The 17,947-nt window shown below is 39.0% G+C and carries 12 protein-coding genes; 11 read left to right on the plus strand and 1 reads right to left on the minus strand.

What is annotated here, in order from left to right; translation table 11 throughout:
* The first annotated feature begins 314 nt into the window (after positions 1 to 314).
* The gene (locus GYM62_RS04505; RefSeq protein ID WP_219956467.1) at positions 315 to 1,310 is read left to right on the plus strand and encodes an IS110 family transposase; all 996 of its coding nucleotides are present in this window, start codon (positions 315 to 317) and stop codon (positions 1,308 to 1,310) included.
* Positions 1,311 to 1,403: 93 nt separating this feature from the next.
* Here the strand turns inward: GYM62_RS04505 and mtaB are convergent, their stop codons facing one another.
* The gene (mtaB, locus tag GYM62_RS04510) at positions 1,404 to 2,723 is read right to left on the minus strand and encodes a tRNA (N(6)-L-threonylcarbamoyladenosine(37)-C(2))-methylthiotransferase MtaB (protein ID WP_219958490.1); all 1,320 of its coding nucleotides are present in this window, start codon (positions 2,721 to 2,723) and stop codon (positions 1,404 to 1,406) included.
* Positions 2,724 to 2,955: 232 nt separating this feature from the next.
* Between mtaB and GYM62_RS04515 the strand changes: the two genes are divergently transcribed.
* The 10 genes from GYM62_RS04515 (at position 2,956) to GYM62_RS04560 (ending at position 17,721) form a co-directional block, all read left to right on the plus strand.
* The gene (locus tag GYM62_RS04515) at positions 2,956 to 5,118 is read left to right on the plus strand and encodes a glutamine synthetase III (protein ID WP_219958491.1); all 2,163 of its coding nucleotides are present in this window, start codon (positions 2,956 to 2,958) and stop codon (positions 5,116 to 5,118) included.
* A gap of 549 nt (positions 5,119 to 5,667) precedes the next feature.
* Positions 5,668 to 8,793 (plus strand): SusC/RagA family TonB-linked outer membrane protein, encoded by a 3,126-nt coding sequence (locus tag GYM62_RS04520; RefSeq protein WP_219958492.1) that lies wholly within the window; start codon positions 5,668 to 5,670, stop codon positions 8,791 to 8,793.
* 28 nt (positions 8,794 to 8,821) lie between these two features.
* The gene (locus GYM62_RS04525; RefSeq protein ID WP_219958493.1) at positions 8,822 to 10,387 is read left to right on the plus strand and encodes a SusD/RagB family nutrient-binding outer membrane lipoprotein; all 1,566 of its coding nucleotides are present in this window, start codon (positions 8,822 to 8,824) and stop codon (positions 10,385 to 10,387) included.
* 78 nt (positions 10,388 to 10,465) lie between these two features.
* Positions 10,466 to 11,596, plus strand: coding sequence for a glycoside hydrolase family 18 protein (locus GYM62_RS04530; RefSeq protein WP_219958494.1), 1,131 nt, complete (start codon positions 10,466 to 10,468; stop codon positions 11,594 to 11,596).
* A 10-nt stretch (positions 11,597 to 11,606) separates the two neighbouring features.
* Positions 11,607 to 12,458: an ROK family protein gene (locus GYM62_RS04535; protein WP_219958495.1), complete on the plus strand. Its 852-nt coding sequence runs from the start codon at positions 11,607 to 11,609 to the stop codon at positions 12,456 to 12,458.
* A gap of 256 nt (positions 12,459 to 12,714) precedes the next feature.
* The gene (locus GYM62_RS04540) at positions 12,715 to 14,565 is read left to right on the plus strand and encodes an FAD-dependent oxidoreductase (RefSeq protein ID WP_219958496.1); all 1,851 of its coding nucleotides are present in this window, start codon (positions 12,715 to 12,717) and stop codon (positions 14,563 to 14,565) included.
* A gap of 12 nt (positions 14,566 to 14,577) precedes the next feature.
* Positions 14,578 to 15,585, plus strand: a complete 1,008-nt coding sequence (locus GYM62_RS04545) for a hypothetical protein (protein ID WP_219958497.1) — start codon at positions 14,578 to 14,580, stop codon at positions 15,583 to 15,585.
* 24 nt (positions 15,586 to 15,609) lie between these two features.
* Positions 15,610 to 15,801, plus strand: coding sequence for a hypothetical protein (locus GYM62_RS04550; RefSeq protein ID WP_219958498.1), 192 nt, complete (start codon positions 15,610 to 15,612; stop codon positions 15,799 to 15,801).
* Between the two features lie 29 nt (positions 15,802 to 15,830).
* Positions 15,831 to 16,379 carry an RNA polymerase sigma factor gene (locus GYM62_RS04555; RefSeq protein ID WP_255590549.1) on the plus strand — a complete coding sequence of 183 codons (549 nt, stop codon included), beginning with the start codon at positions 15,831 to 15,833 and terminating at the stop codon, positions 16,377 to 16,379.
* On the plus strand, positions 16,366 to 17,721 hold the full coding sequence (locus GYM62_RS04560; RefSeq protein ID WP_219958499.1) for a hypothetical protein: 1,356 nt from the start codon (positions 16,366 to 16,368) through the stop codon (positions 17,719 to 17,721). The genes GYM62_RS04555 and GYM62_RS04560 overlap by 14 nt, the downstream gene beginning before the upstream one ends.
* Positions 17,722 to 17,947 lie beyond the last annotated feature (226 nt).

Raw genomic sequence — 17,947 nt, forward strand, 5'->3', positions numbered from 1 at the left:
GAGCGGAGTCGAAATGTGGCCATTAATGATAGAAAAAGCCTTCCACTCCCTGCCTACCGTCCTTTAGGTTTGCAAAGGAGAATTATTTGGGAAAATAAGAGCTAATATCTTTCCGATTATTAAGTGACTCAAATATTGAATAAATTAAAAAAGAATGGGGTGAACTTTCTTGCCGTCTAGGATAGTGACCTAGTGCCTGTATCAGTCCCCATTCTTAATTGAGTTGCCAGTAACCAGTTAGAATTTTAGGCTTTAGGCCTGTTAAAGGTTTTAGTTTCCGCAACTCTCATTTGTTAAACTTCAATGTCTAAATTATGAAATTCAAATCAATTATTGGAGTCGATGTAAGTAAATCTACACTTGATGCCTATCTGAAGATCAACCAATGCCACGCAGTCTTTGAAAATAATGAGAAAGGTTACCAGGAGCTGGTGGAATGGGTAATGGAAAACTCTGGGTTAATACTCGCAGAAGAACTGCTTTTCGGATTTGAATCCACTGGGATTTATTCTTCAGAACTTGCTTTGTTTCTTGAAAAGCACTCCCTACCATTTTATATCATCTCAGGACTTGAATTAAAGCGATCCTTGGGAATAAGAAGAGGTAAGTCAGACAAGGCAGACTCTAAAGACATAGCTGAATATCTTTATGAAAAGCAGGAGAAGATTATCCCCACTGTTCTTCCCAAAAAGGTCATCCAGGATCTCAAAAAGCTGTTTAATTACAGAGAGCGACTTGTAAAAGACAGAGCAGCTTACATCACCCGTATCAAAGAATATGAAGCTGTAGTTTCAGAAAACAAATTAAAAGTCTATCAAAAATCCAATACCGAAGTAATCGCTTGTTTAGATAAACAGATCCAAACCGTGGAGAAAGAAATAGACAAACTTTTACGCAAAGATGAACTGTTAATGAACCAATATAAGCTGATTAACTCTATCAAGGGCATAGGCCCACAGACAGCTGTTGCACTTATCGTCCTAACAGAAGGGTTTACCCTATTCGATAGCTGGAGAAAGTTTGCCAGTTATGCAGGAACAGCTCCGTTCCCAAACCAGTCCGGTACTTTTAGAGGAAAGACGAAAACGAGCAAGTTAGCGAACAAGAGAATTAAAACACTGTTGACTTTATGTGCAGGAACTGCCATCCAATACAGCACTGAAATGAAGACCTATTACAAGAGAAGAATCGATGAAGGTAAAAGCAAGATGAGCACCCTTAACATCATCCGAAACAAACTTCTCGCAAGGGCTTTTGCCGTTGTCAATCGAAATTCCAGCTATGTAGACATATTAAAATATGCCGCATGAAAAAAAAACTGAAAATCTTCTTGTTTAAACCTTAGAATACAGGCAGGCGCTCAGGCTTATATTAGAGTGATTTATGAGGCAGCCTCATTAGAATTAATGCTTTTCGTAAACGAATTCAGGTTCTAGCACTTCCACATTTCCTGATTCATTGATGTGATCTAAAGTCACGAGTTTGGTTTCATTGATCAGCATAGGATCGTATTTGGCTGCTATACGGATATAGTTCTCCGTAAATCCATGCATTTTTCCGTCTACGATATCTTCTTCAAACAGAACGGTATATGATTTCCCCAAATTCTCCTCGTAAAATTTCCTTCTTTTTTTCTCAGATAAAATTCTCAGCATCTTAGAGCGCTCATTCCGCTTTTTCATAGGAACCACTCCATCCATTTCAGCTGCCCGGGTATTGGCTCTTTCAGAATAAGTGAAGACATGCAGGTAAGAAATATCTAGCTCGTTTAGGAAATTGTAAGTTTCCAAAAATAGCTCATCTGTTTCTCCAGGGAAACCAACAATTACATCTACCCCAATACAGGCTTGAGGCATCAAGCTCTTGATTTTTGAAACGCGGTCTTCGTACAATTCCCTCAAATATCTCCTGCCCATACTTCGTAATATAGTGTTGGAACCAGATTGAAGGGGAATATGAAAGTGAGGAACGAAGCGTTTGGACTTGGAGACAAATGAAATGATCTCATTTGTCAACAAATTGGGTTCAATGGATGAAATTCTAAATCTGTCTATCCCTTCTACTTCATCCAAAGCCTCTACTAAGTCGCCAAAACGCTCGTTTCTTTTACCATCAACGATTCCAAAATCGCCGATATTCACACCTGTTAGTACCACCTCTTTCACATCAGTTGTTGCTATTTCTCCAGCTGCTTCTAACACTGAGGCGATGGTATTACTTCGGCTTTTTCCTCTTGCTAAAGGAATGGTACAAAAAGCACAACCATAATTACATCCGTCCTGAACTTTCAAAAAGGTTCTAGTTCGGTCATTGATAGAGTAAGCATTATTGAAAGACTTTGCCTCTGTGATTTCACTCGCTAGGACTTTCGCTTCCTGTTCTTTGGCGAAATCTCCCAAAAGTTCGATTAATCGGAATTTTTCAGCGGCACCCAATACGGCATCCACTCCCTTGATTTCGGAAATTTCTCTGGGTTTTAGCTGGGCATAACAACCGATAATGGCTACATAAGAATTAGGAGATATCTTTTTAGCCTCCTTTACTATCTTTTTACACTTCTTGTCAGCATTTTCTGTAACAGAACAAGTATTAATGATGAAAATATCAGGGGAATCCTGAAATTCCACTTTTTTGAATCCCTTGTCTTCGAATTGTCTACTGATGGTGGACGTTTCTGAGAAATTCAGTTTACATCCCAACGTATAAAAGGCTACCTTTTTCACAAATTTCCTCCTGATTATGAGTTTGCAAAGGTAAACATTCTTGTCTTGTTTTCAATTTTCCAATTATGGGACTAAAAAGTGGTTGAAATCGGGTAGATGCCTTCTAAAACACCGTGTTTTATTGAAAAAAGTGTAAATTTTTCAAAAAAATGATTCAAAAATGAGGCAAAAGCATTTTGGAACACATATTTTTCTATTTTTGCTGGTACAATTTTAAACCACAAATGTAGATATGGCAACACTAAGACAGCAGGCCTTGACAATGGTTCAAGGCAGACCGCGGGTACAAGTAACCCCACCGGCCCCAAAAATTTCAGACTTCTTCGGCACAAATGTCTTTGGCATCAGCCAAATGAAGCAGTCTTTAGCTCCTTCAGTTTTCAAAAAAGTAATGGAAGCTGTAGATAAAGGAAGCAAAATTGATGTAGCAACCGCAGAAGAAGTGGCATCTGCTGTAAAAACTTGGGCTTTGGCCAAGGGTGTTACACACTACACACACTGGTTTCAGCCATTAACTGGCTCCACTGCTGAAAAGCATGATTCATTTTTCGATGCGCATGCAGGTTTGGAAAAGTTCAAAGGTTCTGCTCTAGTTCAGCAAGAGCCGGATGCATCTTCTTTCCCAAACGGAGGTATTAGATCTACTTTCGAGGCTAGAGGATACACCGCTTGGGATCCTTCTTCTCCAATTTTCATTTTCGACAAGACGCTTTGTATTCCAACTATTTTTGTTTCTTACACAGGAGAGGCATTGGATTACAAAACACCTTTGTTGAAGTCATTAGAAGCAATCAATGATGCAGCTGTACAGATTTGTCAGTTGTTTGATAGAAATGTTCGCAAAGTGTCTCCATCTCTAGGTGTAGAGCAGGAGTATTTTGTGATTGATAAAGCACTTTACTCTGCTAGACCTGACTTGGTCATGGCTGGACGTTCTGTATTTGGACACAACCCTGCTAGAGGTCAGCAATTAGAAGATCATTACTTTGGTTCTATCCCTACCAGAGTGAAGGATTTCATGATGGATTTTGAGATCGAAGCTCATAAGTTGGGTATTCCAGTTTCTACCCGTCACAATGAAGTAGCTCCAGGTCAATTTGAAGTTGCTCCGGTATTCGAAGAAATCAATAAGGCGGTTGATCACAACCAATTATTGATGGATATGATGGAGAAAGTGGCTGAGAAGCACGGTTTGAAAGTTTTATTCCATGAAAAACCATTTGCAGGTGTAAATGGATCCGGAAAGCATAACAACTGGTCTTTAATCACTGATACTGGAATCAACTTGTTCCAGCCAAGCAACTCTGCCCGTGAAAATTTGCAGTTCTTGACTTTCTTGGTAGCTACAGTGAAAGCTGTTTATGACAATTCAGATCTTTTGAGAGCTAGTATTGCTTCTGCAGGAAATGATTTCCGATTGGGTGCAAACGAAGCTCCTCCGGCAATTATCTCTGTATTCCTAGGGGAAACCTTGACAGCTATCTTGGATGAGTTGGAGAAAAACGGAAATATCAAGATTGAAAAAGGTGATAACATGTATATGAAATTGGGTATCTCTAAGATTCCTGAAATCATCTTGGATAACACTGATAGAAACAGAACTTCTCCATTTGCATTCACCGGAAATAAATTTGAATTCCGTGCTGTAGGGTCAAGTGCAAACTGTGCAGGACCAATGGCTACTTTGAATGTCATCGTGGCTGAAGCATTGAAGACAATGGCCAAGGACATCGAAAAAGAAATCGAGTCTGGCAAAGAGAAGAAATTGGCGATTGTTAATGTATTGAGAAAATACATCAAGGAATCCAAGAAAGTAAGATTTGAAGGAGATGGATACTCTGAAGAATGGGAGAAAGAAGCTGCTAGGAGAGGTCTTTCTAACTTGAAGTCTACTCCTGAAGCTTTGGATGTTTATAGCAAAAAATCCACCAAGGAGCTATTTGCAAAACACAATGTGATGAATGACCTGGAAGTTCATGCCCGTCATGAAATCATGTTGGAAAACTTCATCAAGAAGGTTCAAATTGAAAGCCGTGTAATGGGTGATCTTGCTTTGAATCATGTGATCCCAACTGCTATTCTTTATCAAAACAAATTGATAGAAAATGCAAACGGTTTGAAAGGTCTAGGCTTAGATCATTCAGCAGCTGTAGAAACAATCAAAGAGGTTTCCAAGCACATCGAATCATTGAAGTCTAATGTGACTGCAATGACTGAGGCTAGAAAGCAGCTGAATAAGGAAGATGATATCGTAAAGAGAGCCAAAGGATATCAAACAGACGTAAAAGAAGCATACTTCGAGAAAATCCGATACGCTGTCGATAAACTGGAGCTTTTGGTAGACGATGAGTCTTGGCCATTAGTGAAGTATAGAGAAATGCTCTTTATCAGATAAGAGAGAAATATAATTTAAGAAAGCCACCTTCTGGGTGGCTTTTTTTGTTTATGGAACTTTTAAATCCCATTCTGAAAGGCGTTAAAAAAAATTCTTAGTTATAATTTTCACTTTTCTAATTTTTCATTAAACTATTTTTTGAATTTTTAAATTTAAATTAATGAAGTTTGAATACTGAGCAGATAATTTTAATACTGATCCCTACTAGGGATTTATTTGTTTAATAAGAATCTACTCTTAAAGAAAAATAAAATTTCAAAAACGGACACTTTTAAAAAAAAATTAAAGAAGAAATACAATTTTGATAAAAAAAATCATAGAATTGTTTTTAATATTTTTATTAATTTTTAGCTTTACCCAATAGAGTTGCGTTTAAGGTCTGATATACAAGATAAGGCATGGTGTATCAGTTTTTTATCAAATGTTTTGATTGTAAAAATTTATAAAAGCCAAATTTTATGAAAATCGGTAGGCTGCCAATTTTATTTCACAAAAACCCGGGGAACCGGAATTCCAATTCAATTTATTTCTAACCCTTTATTACCAGCTATGAGAAAAATTTTATCGATCTCGTATGGGCTAGCCTTTTTGCTCTTTTTGAGTTTGCAGGCATATGCCCAGAATCGCATCCTGACAGGCACTGTCGTGGGTGAGACGGATGGTTTGCCCATCCCTGGGGTGACAGTCTTAGATAAGACTAACCAGACCGGGACGACCACAGATGTGGACGGCAAGTACTCTATCAGTGTCAATTCGAATTCAGTTTTAGTCTTTTCTTTTATAGGTTATGCGACTAAGGAATTTACTGTTGGCAATCAGTCTGTTTTAAATGTTACACTTTCTGAGGACGTTTCTGACCTAAGTGAATTTGTTGTGACTTCATTTGGTATGGAGCGTGACAAAAAAGCATTAGGATACTCAGTCACTCAATTATCTGGAGACAAGTTCACAGAATCTAGGGCTATCAACTTAGGAAATGCTCTTACAGGAAAAGTAGCAGGGGTAAATGTTACTCCTCCGGCAACAGGAGCGGCAGGTTCAACTCGTGTTGTAATTCGGGGTGGATCTTCTCTAACAGGAAATGATCAGCCTTTATATGTAGTGAATGGCGTTCCTATTGAATCAGGCAACTTAGGCTCAGCAGGCCTTTGGGGTGGAAATGATGCAGGTGATGGATTAGCAGCGATTAATCCAGATGATATTGAGAGTCTTTCTGTATTAAAAGGGAATACAGCCGCTGCATTGTATGGTGCCAGAGCTGCTAATGGTGTAATCTTGATTACAACCAAGGCTGGTCGCGCCAGAAAAGGTGTGGGGGTCTCTTTCAACTCCAATTTCACTGTAGAAAGTGTAGTGGACCAAACCAATTTCCAGAGAATTTATGGCCCTGGTCAGGATGGCAGAAAGCCATTGACTCAGGATGAAGCAATCAATACTGCAAATAATGGCTGGGGAAGCAGATACGATGGTTCCCAGACAATTCAATTTGATGGACAGCAAAGACCTTATTCTTATTTAGGTGAAGATTTTACTGATTTCTACAACATGGGTAAAACTTGGAATAACTCCATTGCTCTTTTTGGTGGAAATGAAAATACCACTTATCGTTTCTCATTTTCCAATTTGGACAACAGAGATGTAGTTCCAAATGCTGGCTTCACCAGAAATGTTGCCAATATCAATGTGAATAGCAAGCAGGGAAAATTCACATTGGCCGTAACTGGACAATACTCTAAGCAAAATGCTGAAAATAGACCTAGACTTTCTGATTCGCCAGGAAATGCCAACTTCTCAATGGTTGTAAAGCCGGGTAATATTCCTTTGGACGTGATCAAAGGGGATCCAAATAAGCCTGGAGCTTTGCCTGACGGAACTGAATTGAGATATCAGTCCAATGTTTTCCAAACCAACCCATATTGGGCTGTTTACCAATGGGGAAGAGAAGACGTAACTGATCGAGTATTGGGCAATATGTCTTTGAAATATGATTTCACGGATTGGTTGTATGCTCAGGGTAGATTTGGTACGGACTTCCAAGTTAGAGATGAATATGCTTTTGAAGCATATGGGACCGCATTTAAACCAAGAGGTAGTTATAACACTACCATGACTACTATTCGAGAAAATAATGCAGACCTATTAATTGGTTTCGATAAATCTTTTGGAGATTTTGATGTAGATGGTTTTGTAGGTTCTAACATCATGAGAAGAACCATAGAAAATCAAAGAGGTGGTGGGAATGATCTTGTTGTTCCTTTCTTCCACTCTGTGACGAACGTAGCTGCTCCGACTTTCGGGTACGGTTTTTCTGAATTGGGAATCAATTCTTATTTCGCTGCTGCAAACGTGGGCTATAAGAATATGATTTTCTTGAACTTGACAGGACGTCAGGATCAGTTTTCAACTCTTTCTCCAGCGAATAGCAAGTTATTTTATCCTTCTGTAGGTCTTTCGGCTGTGATATCAGACATGCTTGAAATGCCAAACTTTGTCACATTTGCAAAATTGAGAGGTAACTGGGGACAAGTAGGTGGTGGAGCACCGAATCCATATGCTTTAAACTTGACATACGGACTTGTTGGAGCAGGACACTTGGGGGCCAATTTAGGGCAGATCAATAATGGTTCTATACCAAATGCAAATCTAGCGCCTTATACGTCTACTGAATATGAAATTGGAGCTGATGTCCGATTTATGGATAATCGATTGGGAATCGATGTCGCTTATTATAAAAGAAGAACCTCTGACGATATTCTAGCTACTGGAATCTCAGCAACTTCCGGTTTTGGATCTACTACGGTAAATATTGGTGAGTTGGAGAACAGAGGTATTGAATTATTAATCAATGCTACTCCTATCATGGGTGAATTTAGATGGGATATCTCATTCAACTTTGCCAATAACCAATCTGAAGTATTGAGCTTGGGAACCAACGCAGCTGGTGATCCTATAGAGTTTATCAACTTAGATGAAGCTAGAACCAGAAGAGAAAGAATCAGACACATTGTTGGTCAGCCTTTAGGTATGATTTCAGGTTTCAAGCATTTGGAAATCAATGGACAAAAAGTTTACGATGCTAATGGATTCCCAGTAACAACCAATGGCTATGAAACTATTGCTGAGGGTCGTCATCCAATTTCCGGAGGTATTACCAATACTTTCTCATACAAAGGGTTCCGATTGATGGCTTTGATCGACTTTAGACAAGGTGGGTCAATCATGTCAGGTACTGATTATTTTGCATACCAATATGGACTACATCAAAATACTCTGAATGGGCGTGATGGTTCGTTGACTGTAAGTGGAGTCACTCCAGAGGGTACTCCCAAAACCTGGACAATTCCTGCAGATCCTTCCGATCCAACCAAGTATTTGATTGACAATTACTGGCAGCGATATGCGCAAGTGACAGAGAATATTGTCTATGATGCTTCATTTGCCAAACTGAGGGAATTCTCTTTTGGATATACCTTCCCGAGAGCATTTATAGAAAGGACTCCGTTCCAGTCATTGTCCCTGTCTTTGGTAGGTAGAAACTTGGCTATTCTTTGGAAAAACACACCTAACATTGATCCTGAAGCAGCCTATACTACTTCTGGAAATGCCCAGGGTTTGGAGTTTTTCTCTGTACCAGCAAACAGAAGCTTTGGATTTAATCTATCTGCTAACTTCTAAGTCGGTTCAACCCTAAACTATTGAAACAATGAGAATTTTAAATAAAATGACCGGTCTGGTGTTGGCTTCTTTGCTTTTTGCTACTTCCTGTAGCGAACAGGACTTACTTGACCTAAACGTGAATCAAAATGCAGTCGAGGATATCGACATGCAATACCTCTTTTCCCTAGCGACATTGCGAATCGGAGGGGAATATGAAAATACTAGGGCCAATATGTTGTATGCAGCTACAATGATACAGCATACAGCTTCTACAGCAGGCTACTTCAGTGGAGATAAGTATTTCTATTCAGCCCAGTATTCTGGAGCTTATATGGAAAGACATTTCACCGATGTGATCCGTCTCTTTTCCGAAGTAATCCGAAAAACCAAGGATAAGCCAAATGAGGCAAATGTAAATGCTGCGGCAACTATACTTCGAACTTTTGACCTTTTAAGAATGACCGATATGTATGGAGATATTCCTTACACGCAGGCAGGTTATGGTTTGGAAGGTGAGCAAAACTGGTTTCCAGCTTATGAACCGCAAAAAGAGGTTTATTATAAAATGATAGACGACTTAAAGGCTGCAAGGGATAAATTTTCTTCTTCTGCAAGACCTTTGGGAGTTCAGGATTTTATTTACGGAGGAGATATCTCAAAGTGGAAAAAGTTTGCTAATTCTCTATTGATGAGAATGGCAATGAGAATGAGCAATGTTGATCCAGCAAAGGCTCAGGAAGTTTTCACAGAAGCAAATAGCAGTGGTGCCTTTACCAGTAATGATGATATTGCTTTTATCCATTATGCACCAGGGCCTCAAGGGGTAAATAGAAATGGTTTAAATGATGGTTATTGGAACACTTATAAGTATTCTAGGGATTGTAAGATTTCCAAAACATTCATGGACTGGATGAATGCTAACAATGATCCAAGAAAAATGATCATTACAGGTGGAATAGGGAATCCAGAAAATGCATCCACTTGGATAACTGCTCCTGAAGAACAGATAGGGATGCCAAATGGCTACAATTCAACTAATATTAGAGATGTTGTTGCTCCTGGAACTTTGGATCGTTTTACGATTGTTCAGCAAAACTTCTCTATGTTGAATTTGAAATATTTGGATTGGGAAGACCCTTATTACTTGATTTCTTATGCAGAGGTTGAGTTGATGAAAGCAGAAGCAGCGTTGAAAGGCTGGATTAACTCGAGCGCAGAGTCTCATTTCACAGCTGGAGTGAGAGCAGCCATCAATTCATGGGTGTATTTTGATCCGGATTTTTCAGTACCTGCAAATGAAGTTTCTGCTTACATAGCAGGAAGAGGATTTGCAGCCGCATCAAATCAAGATAAACTACGCTTGATTGGTGAAGAGTATTGGGCAGCTACTTATTTGAATGATATTGAATCTTGGTCCAATTGGAGAAGAACAGGCTATCCTGCTTTGACTCCTACACAAGATCCTAATGCATTTGAAGGGAATTTTATTCCAAGAAGGTTGAGATATTGGGAATCAGAGATCGGTTCTAATCCTGAAAACTATCAAGCGGCCACTTCAAGAATGGGTGGTGATTTATTCGCTACTAGAGTTTGGTGGGACGGAGGAAATTAATCCTCATCTTTCTTAATTTTGACAGAGGTTTTGATGAATTTCAAAGCCTCTGTTTTTTTAATTCTAAATTGAATCTCTATGAGACTATCTTTCATCTTCCTAGCTATTTTGATTTTCAGTTGTGCTCCCAAAGAAGAAGCACAAGACTATCCGGAAAAAGATTACCACATCGTTGGCTATGTGGCAGGTTGGAAAAATATCAATTCAAAAAAAATCCCTGCAGATAAGTTAACGCATATCAACTATGCATTTGCTGATGTGAAAGATGGGATAGTCACCCATATTGATGACAGAAAGGCAAAAGACAGCACCAATTTAGCAGCTTTACAATCCCTTAAACTCATTAATCCTGATTTAAAAATCCTCATTTCAATTGGTGGATGGACCAGGTCTAAAGGTTTTTCTGATGCTGTTTTAACTGTCGAGGGGATAAAAAAGCTGACAGCTTCCGGAGTTGAATTTTTGAAAAAACACCAATTGGATGGATTGGATTTTGATTGGGAATATCCTGCCTTACCCGGGGATAATAACCCTTACCGAGCAGAAGATAGAGATAATTTTGTAGCTATGCTCAAGAGTTTTCGTTCAGCATTGGACTCTCTTGGTGCATTGGACAATAGACATTATTTGATGACTATTGCTTCGGGAGGATTTAGAAAATATTTGGAAGTCAATAATATGGCCGAAGCTCAAAAGTATTTGGATTTCATCAATATCATGGCTTACGATTTTTATACTGCAGGAGATGAAATTACCGGGCATCATGCCAACCTGTATCCCAATGGAAGCAAAGGGATGTCTGCTCAAACTGCAGTAAAGGAGCACATAGAATTTGGAATACCTGCTGAAAAACTGGTTTTGGGAGTTCCTTTCTATGGTAGAATGTGGAAAGGGGTAGACTCTGAAGATAATGGTCTTTTTCAAGCTGGAAATTTTGAAATGGGGCTTCCTTATCATCAAATCTATGCACTTTCAAAAAACTCCTCCTACAGTAGATTTTGGGATACTAAAGCCTCTGCTCCCTACCTGTTTTCACCATTGGATTCTACCTGGATTACTTTCGAAGATGAAGAATCCCTAAAAGCCAAAATGAAATTTGTCAAAGAGAATCAATTAGGAGGGGCAATGTTTTGGGAGCTTTCTGAGGACAATACAGGTACTTTACTAAATACACTTTATAATTCTTTGAATCCTGCTGACTCCAAATAAACTATTTAAGATGAGGACAATAATTGGAGTGGATATTGGAGGCAGTCATATTTCAGCAGCGCAGATAAACTGGAATTCTGGAAGCATACAACTTTCCAACTTTTATGAAGCAGATGTAGATACTTCTGGCTCAGTTGATGAAATCATTGACGCATGGTCAGAAGTAATTAAAAAAGTAGCTAATGGCAAACAGGCAATTCAACTAGGTATCGCCATGCCAGGGCCTTTTGATTATGAACAAGGAATTTCTTTGATTCAAGAACAAGGAAAGTTAAAAAGTCTGTATGGCTTGTCAGTGAAAGACTTATTGGCTCAATCCATTTCCATTGACTCGGAATTCATCTTATTTATGAATGATGCAGAGGCTTTTCTGAGAGGGGAAAGTATGGTAGGTGCTGGGAAAAAGTATAATAATTTAATGGGGCTAACATTAGGAACCGGCCTAGGCTCAGCTATTCAAGTGGAAGAGGTAGTAAAGGATGCAAAGCTTTGGACAGCTCCTTTTAGGGATGGAATAGCAGAAGACTATTTGGGAACGGCTTGGTTCATTGGAGAAGTAAAAAAACAATATGGATTGGAAATAGAAGGAGTAAAGGACTTGTTGATGCCCGAGGTGAATTCTGAAATTTCACGATCTATTTTTCAAAAATTTGGGAATTCATTGGGAGAGTTTTTATTCCCTTATGTTTCTCGATTACATACTGAATCCGTCATAGTTGGAGGAAAAATATCCAATGCATCGAAATTTTTCCTGCCTTTTACCCAATCCTATTTGCAAAGAATGGGGTTGGAAGTGTCATGTCAAAAATCGGAATTAGGCGAAAATGCGACCCTGATTGGTGCCGCTCAACCATTTTTATAAATCTAACATGAAATCGAGCACGACGCAAGCGACACACAGAGAGACGCCCCGATGTATATGGGAAAATGAGTGAGATTCTCCCGAATCAAGTTCGGGACAAGCTATCTGATATCTAAAAAACAATTTATAAACAGATGAAATCGAGCACGACGTAAGCGACACACAGAGAGACGCCCCGATGTATCGGGGAATCAATGCGAAGATTCCATCTGACCTCTAAAAATCAAAATATAAACAGATGAATAGTAACTGAATTATGAAAAAGATAACTTGTTTGAGCCTTCTGTTTTTTGGCTTTTTAAACCTTCTTTTTGCTCAGGAAAAATATGATGTATTGATTGTGGGAGGGGGAGCAAGTGGGACAGCTGCTGGTATTGCTGCAGCAAGAATGGGAAGTAAAACTCTAATCGTGGAGCCTACCACTTGGTTAGGAGGAATGCTCACATCTGCGGGTGTTTCAGCAATTGACGGGAATCACAGGCTGCCTTCAGGCATTTGGGGTGAATTTAGAGATAGTTTAATTGCTTATTATGGTTCTCAACAAGCCCTTTCCACGGGCTGGGTTTCCAATACACTTTTTGAGCCTAAAGTGGGGAATGAGATTTTTCAACGAATTGCAGCTTCGGAACCAAATCTTAGAGTTTCATTTCAAAGCGAATGGAAGTCAGCCCAATATGAAGACAATCGATGGACTTTGGTTTACGAAAGGGATGGTCAAACTCGAAAGGCTAATGCTCCCATTTTGATAGATGCAACGGAGCTGGGGGATGTGGCAGCATCTTTAGGATTACCTTACCGATTGGGCATGGATTCCAGGGCTGAAATAGGAGAGGAGTTTGCGCCCGAGAATGGGAATGATATTGTTCAGGACCTGACCTATGTAGTGACGCTTCAGGACTATGGGAAAGGAAGTGATCAAACTATTCCTAAGCCAAACAATTATGATCCGGATGAGTTCGCCTGCGCCTGTGCCCATGCTGATCCCATCACAGATAACGCCCCAACTTTAGACTGTGATAAAATGCTGGCTTATGGAAAACTTCCGAATGGAAAGTACATGATCAATTGGCCGAATTGCGGAAATGATCACTATGTGAATTTAGTGGAGTTGAGTGACGAGGAACGAAAAATGGAACTGGAAAAAGCCAAACAGACAAGTTTACGATTTGTTTATTATATCCAAAATGAACTCGGATATAAGCATTTGGGAATTGTGGAGGATGAGTATCCAACAGAGGATAACTTGCCAATGATTCCTTATCACAGGGAGTCTAGAAGATATTATGGCTTGGTAGATTTTACGCTGCCCTATGTAAAAAGTCCTTATGATGCTCCTAATGCCTTGTACAGAACAGGCGTGGCAGTAGGAGACTATACGATAGATCACCATCATAAAAAGAATTTGAATGCTCCAGAGATCGATTTTATCAAAATTAGAGTTCCAAGCTATAATGTACCATTAGGCGCTCTGATTCCTAAAAATCATCCCGCTCTAATTTTAGCAGAAAAAAGTATTTCTGTTTCCAATATTGTCAATGGCGCATCCAGGCTTCAGCCGGTGGTATTGGGGATAGGGCATGCGGCTGGAGTCTTGGCAAGTATTGCTTCTAAAAACTCAAAAAAGTTAGACGAAACATCTATTAGGCAAGTACAGTGGGGGCTATTGAATCAAGGTGCCTATATCATGCCTTTTATTGATTTGAATCCAAGAGACCCACACTTTAGGGCGATGCAGAAAATAGGTGCAACAGGAATTTTTAAAGGAGTAGGGGTTCCATATTTATGGGCTAATCAAACTTGGTTTTATCCGGAAAGGCCTGTTGCGGAATACGAATTGATGTCAGGATTAAAAGAGGTATATCCACACTTGAATGAATATTGGGGAGCATCCGGGGATTACTTGACGGGAGAAAGGTTTCAAGCCTTTTTGGAAATGATAAAAGAGAATACTCCCTTTCTTGAGATCGCTCAGGTTTGGAAAAGGAAGGGCTTGGAAAGTGATTTTCGGACAGATAAAATCCTCAATAGGAGAGAGGTTTCAGTTATTTTAGATGAAATTCTGGACCCATTTTCAAAACCTATTAGTTGGAGTGGAAAATATGATTAGTTAATTTTCCTTATGCAAAATGTTAGAATCTTCGTTTCATTGGCTTGGCTAATGATAATTTCCAACTCTGTCGAGGCTCAATCATTTTTTAAAATATTGGATAAAGAAAGTGGTGCGACCATCAATTATCCCAATGCAGAATTAGTACAAGATGGATTTATCAACTTTGCTGGCATCTCTTTACGTAGTTCAAAAGAGGTGTTTTCTTATACACCCTGGTCTGACCAACCTTTAGAGAAGTCCAATCATCAGTTTTTCTTAAGCATCAATCATTCAAAATATCTTCCAGAATGGATAGAGGTCGATTTAATGAAATCTGACACGCTGACAGTATTACTCAGGCCTGATCCAAAACAAAATGGACTTGGTAAAGAAGCCATATACCAGAATTGTGGTGAACCAATCTATAAAAAATATTACCCAAGACCCTTTCGCGAGTGGGAGGATCTCCCAAAAGAACTGCTTGAAAAAGTAGAGACAAAACTACTTGATGCATTTGGGCCGGGTTTATTAAAGCAGCTGTACCTTTCTTCTATTTATAGATTTGTTGCGGATGAAATGAATCAAGCCGAGGGAAGGATAGTTTATCAGCCTGGTGAAGTAGGATATAGAATCTGTCTTTCTTACTCTAATCCAAAAGCAGGAATATCTCAATACTCCTCTGATTTTTATGTTAACTCTAGTGGGCATATTTCAAAGCTACCCAACTTTCCAAATATTAACTTGCGGCCATCTTTTTCAAAAGGTATAGATCTTCTTGATTTTTCAGAATTAAAGAAAAAAGTCGAATTGGATGGAGAAATTGATCTTGAAAAATCAAACTCAGATTTTCAATACTTTGCTAGATCTAATTCTTTTGTTTGGGTTTTCACTCAGATCATGAAGGAAAATAAAAATGGTATTCAGTCCTCTAAATCAGTTTATTATGACGCTGAAACAGGTAGGAAATTAGCGATATTTTTTGATGAGAATGAGTTTTTTTATCATTTTGATGGTATCAGTGTAGCGTTGGATAATTAGTATTCGTATCCTAAAAAAAAGGATATGAAATTGTTTTTGAAAGTAGCGGTCTTTCTACTCTTTTGTAGCTTTTCTTTTCCAGTTGGTTCGGATCAATTGGAAATTGAACAAATTTCTATCGAGCCAGAAATTGAAACTTCTGCTATTAGAAACAATCTCATAACAGAAAAGGAAAATAAACCGAAACCTGCTTCAGGACAAGAAGCGTTTGAATAAGGACAAGCCCGGATTTTAAGTCTTTTGTATTGAATTGGTCTGACGAAGAGTTGATTGCCGGTTGCAAACGGCGCTCAGCAAAACATGAGGAATTTTTTTTTAAGAAATACTATGGCTATGTCATGGGTATCAGTCTTTCCTATGCCAAAGATCGGGATTTGGCTAAGGAGATAGTCAATGACTCTTTTCTGAAGTTTTTCGGTTCGATTAAAAATTTTGATGAGTTCCAGTCTGTGAAATCCTGGCTGAGACGAATCACTGTGAATACCTCGATTGATTTCTATAGAAAAAACAAAAAAATACGAGAGCAACTGGAAATCAATGAACAGACGGAGGTTTTTCACGAAGTAAATGCCATTGGTAATTTGGCCTATGAAGACCTGATTGCCTTATTAAATCAACTTCCGGATGATCAGAAGTTGGTATTCAACCTTTACGAAGTGGAGGGATATAGTCATAAAGAAATAGCTGGGAGACTTAAAATCACCGAAAGTTCTTCCAGGGTCTATCTAGCTCGTGCCAAAGCCAAACTGCGGGAGCTAGTTCACACACATTTAAAAGAATATGCAGGAAGATAAGCTGAGCAAAGAGATAGCGGACTCCCTGAAAAAGTATCAGGAAGAAGGCAATCAGCCCTACGAAATAGGAGCCTGGGAGAGCTTTGAGAAAATGCGCGGAGCTTCTAAAATTAAACCATTCTTCTGGTGGATCGGAGGGGTGGCAGCAAGCTTACTATTGATAGGGACTTTTTATTTCTTGCTTCCAAACTCAGAATTGGAAAGTCCTCTATTAGCAGAAGATTCCCATGGAACGGAAAAAGTCGTAGAAGAAAATAGAATTGAAGAAGCTCGTCAAGAAGGCTCTAAATCCTCTCCCTCAGTGGAGACGGAGAGAAAATCAGAGAGTATTCAAGAAGTTATCCCACAAGGAAAATCTAAGAATACCAAACAGTCAAATGGCCTAAAAGAAAAGCAAAGCAATCAATCTCTCATTGCATCCAAGGATCCTGCAAAACAGCCAATTAAAGAGGAAGAAGAATCCAAGGAGCTAATCAGTGATTTGAAATCAAAAGAATCTCCATTCACTCAAAAAGTCATAGCTCAGGCTGAAAATATTGAAGAAATAAAGTCAGAGAGCAAATCAGAGATTTCTACTACAAGTGGCTTGAATGCTAAAGAGTCTTTGATGTCTGAAAGTAAAGTTGAACAAGGCAAGCCGCTAATAGCTGTCAAAGAAGAGCCTGAATTCGATCCTATTCCTAAAGAAAAATCTTCAATATCCTATGGATTAGGGGTAGCACCAGGTTTTGGTTCTGCTAGGCAAAATGGAGAATCAATTTCAGGAAATACCTTAGCTATGGGGGTGATGGTGAATTTGGATCTTCCAGGGAAATTGACTTTGGGATCAGGCTTAGGCTTGAACTTGCTGAATCAGCAAAGTGATGTTTCCAATAGGCCAATGGTGGGCTTTAACATGAGTATAGCCCCAGTTACAGAAACAATAATTGTAAGACAGACTCAGGTTGAAATTCCGATTTACCTCAAGTACCCCATTACTAGGTCTAACTCCCTGTCCGTTCAAGCAGGTTTCTCCAATTTCTACGCATTCAATCAGCAGGCAGAATTAGAGACTTCCTTTACCAGACAAGTAACTGTGGCAGATGCTTCAGCCGCAAATTCATTCCGCACTTTGAATGAAGATGTGGTTCAGACCAGAACATTGGAATCGGTAGATAGTAGATTTTACCCTTTAGCCACCATGAATTTTGGATTGAATATCAGGCTGCTTCAGGCTGAAAAAAGCAGCTATGTATTGATGCCATTTTACAATTATCCATTGCGACAGTTTACAGGGTTTGGAGATAATCCAGGCTTTTTTGGAGCTTCTTTCAAAGTGAATTTTGGAGGAGGAAAAGAATAATAATTTAGGGGTTTGATTACTTCAGAAAGGCCAACTCTATTTGAGTTGGTTTTTTTTTGACCCATAGACTTGGCTAGATCTAGTTAAGATAATTTGAAAGCTATGATGCTATAATTGAAGATTTAGACTTGAATGTATCTCTCTTCAATAAGGATTGAATGAGGGGTCTATGAGGGTGAGTCTCAAATTTCAACATGGTTAGAAATGATTTGATACATCGTATAAA

It is taken from the genome of Algoriphagus sp. NBT04N3, from assembly GCF_019443765.1.
In the GTDB taxonomy this organism is placed as follows: Bacteria; Bacteroidota; Bacteroidia; order Cytophagales; family Cyclobacteriaceae; genus Algoriphagus; species Algoriphagus ornithinivorans.

Coding starts and splice junctions, on each gene's coding strand:
- GYM62_RS04505 (WP_219956467.1), top strand. CDS start 315: ATGAAATTCAAATCAATTATTGGAGTCGATGTAAGTAAATCTACACTT.
- GYM62_RS04515 (WP_219958491.1), top strand. CDS start 2,956: ATGGCAACACTAAGACAGCAGGCCTTGACAATGGTTCAAGGCAGACCG.
- GYM62_RS04520 (WP_219958492.1), top strand. CDS start 5,668: ATGAGAAAAATTTTATCGATCTCGTATGGGCTAGCCTTTTTGCTCTTT.
- GYM62_RS04525 (WP_219958493.1), top strand. CDS start 8,822: ATGAGAATTTTAAATAAAATGACCGGTCTGGTGTTGGCTTCTTTGCTT.
- GYM62_RS04530 (WP_219958494.1), top strand. CDS start 10,466: ATGAGACTATCTTTCATCTTCCTAGCTATTTTGATTTTCAGTTGTGCT.
- GYM62_RS04535 (WP_219958495.1), top strand. CDS start 11,607: ATGAGGACAATAATTGGAGTGGATATTGGAGGCAGTCATATTTCAGCA.
- GYM62_RS04540 (WP_219958496.1), top strand. CDS start 12,715: ATGAAAAAGATAACTTGTTTGAGCCTTCTGTTTTTTGGCTTTTTAAAC.
- GYM62_RS04545 (WP_219958497.1), top strand. CDS start 14,578: ATGCAAAATGTTAGAATCTTCGTTTCATTGGCTTGGCTAATGATAATT.
- GYM62_RS04550 (WP_219958498.1), top strand. CDS start 15,610: ATGAAATTGTTTTTGAAAGTAGCGGTCTTTCTACTCTTTTGTAGCTTT.
- GYM62_RS04560 (WP_219958499.1), top strand. CDS start 16,366: ATGCAGGAAGATAAGCTGAGCAAAGAGATAGCGGACTCCCTGAAAAAG.